This window comes from Kitasatospora sp. NPDC004240, assembly GCF_053603215.1.
Window position 1 is genome coordinate 1 of sequence record NZ_JBSGFD010000435.1, and the last position, 1,789, is coordinate 1,789.

Sequence of the window (1,789 nt, forward strand, 5' to 3'; positions counted from 1 at the left end):
ACCTGGGCGGAGAGATAGAAAACGCGCAGGAGACGGCGATGGTAGCGGTGGGGGCCGGCGGCGGGCGCTCCTACGGCGGCGGGCACGGGTATGCGCGGACACCGCCGGGCGGTCCGCCGCCCGGCCGGTCGTCCAGCGTCGCTCCGCCCGGTCACGATCGGGATCCTAGGACCGCGGCCGACGCCCCGTCAGCCGCTCCGGTACATTGCCTGCGAGCGGCTCCCCCCGCCTTCGCCGACCGACGACAACGCGGCGTGGGGGCACCCCCGGCCGAAGGCTGGGGGAGAATCCGGCACAAAGCGACGTCCACGGACCATCCGGACTTCACCCGTGCGTAGCGATCGTTCACACCGCCCTGGAACCCTCGCTGTCATGAACGCCCAGCCTCCGTCCGCCCCCCAGGAACCGCGCTTCCCGCTCCCCCGGCGCCACCGCCGCGTCCTGGCCTGCGCGGCCGTCCTCGCCTCGATCGCCCTCGGCGCCCTCGGCGTCGGTGCCACCGTGGAGACCGTCCGCGACGACGACGCGACCGTGGCGACCGCCACCGGCAACCACTGATCCCCGCCGGCCCGCCGGCTACCTGCGGGAGTGCCGTCCGGTGCCCGGGGTCAGCTCCAGCGCGGGGGCGTAGCGGGCGGCCGGGGCCCGCAGCAGCCAGGACGGCGGGCGGACGGTGTTGGGCGTGATCAGGCCCATCCGGTGCAGCAGGTCGAGGGTGTCGCGGCGCAGCGCCGTACGGTCGGCGAGGTAGTCCCGGCCCGCCGGGAGGCCGTACTCGTCGGCGATGTCGCCGAGCATCCCGTCTATCAGCGCGTCCGGGACGGGGACGTCGGCGGCCGCGGGCTCGCCGGGCAGCGGACGCAGCTCCTCGACCAGGCGCTCGACCAGCAGCAGCGCGGCCCGGGTCAGGGTGCCGGTGGCCGGCGGCGCGAGGTCGGTGAGTTCGGCGGCCGGGTCGAGCAGGGCGACGCCCTCGGCCCGCAGCTCCGGCTCCAGGCCGAGGAACTCGGCGACGGCGGCCGGGTCGGTGTCCCGGTGCTCCCGGAGCCGCTCGCGCTGCTCCTCGGTGAGGTCGGCGGCCAGCACGGCCGGGGTCTCGGCGAGCCGGCGGCGGACGGCGATCGCGGGCCCGGCCTCGGCGGCCCGGCCGATCAGCTCGGCGGCGCAGTCGACGGCCAGCGCGGACGGCCCGGCCGGGACGGCGCGGGCGAGCTCCCGGTCGACGGTGAGCACGGCCCCGGTCGGCGCGGCCCCGGCGGGGGTCGTCGCGGGGTCGAGGAGTCCGGCCGGCAGACCGGCGAGCACCTGCCAGTCGGTGAGGACGGCCAGCGCGGCCGCCCGGTCGGCGGGGGTGGCGGCGAGGGCGTCCAGGCCGGCCAGCAGCCGGGCCAGCGGCAGCCGTTCCGGGGCGTCGACCAGCAGGGCCAGCGCGAGGGCGAGCTGGGCGTACCCGGCGGGGGTGAAGACCGCGCCGGTGGCCGGGTGCTGGAGGCGGCGGCCGCCGCCGGGCCCGAGGCCGGCCTTGCGCAGCCGGGCGTGCCAGGGTCCGACGACCAGGCGGTAGCCGAGCAGGGTGTCGAACCGCTCGACCAGCCAGTCGCGGTGACGCCGGATCAGCGGGAAGCCGTCGGCGTGCGGCCCCGCGGCGGTGACCAGCGGATGGGCCAGCAGCAGCCGGGCGGCGATCCGCCGTTCGGCGGCCTCGGCCGCGGTGGAGGCCTCGGCCCGGGCGCCGCCGGCGCCCTCCGCGGTCGCGCCGGGAAGGTCCCGCCCGGCGGGCCCGGCCGAC

The 1,789-nt window shown here is 78.6% G+C and carries 2 protein-coding genes; one reads left to right on the forward strand and one right to left on the reverse strand.

Annotated elements, in window-relative coordinates:
- The first annotated feature begins 372 nt into the window (after window positions 1–372).
- Entirely contained in the window at window positions 373–558 is a 186-nt protein-coding gene (locus ACWEQL_RS42340) for a hypothetical protein (protein WP_452156945.1), read from the forward strand.
- Window positions 559–576: 18 nt separating this feature from the next.
- Here the strand turns inward: ACWEQL_RS42340 and ACWEQL_RS42345 are convergent.
- Window positions 577–1,789: DUF2398 family protein (locus ACWEQL_RS42345; RefSeq protein WP_452156947.1), on the reverse strand; the 1,213-nt coding region annotated here is incomplete at its 5' end.

Coding starts and splice junctions, on each gene's coding strand:
- ACWEQL_RS42340 (WP_452156945.1), top strand. CDS start 373: ATGAACGCCCAGCCTCCGTCCGCCCCCCAGGAACCGCGCTTCCCGCTC.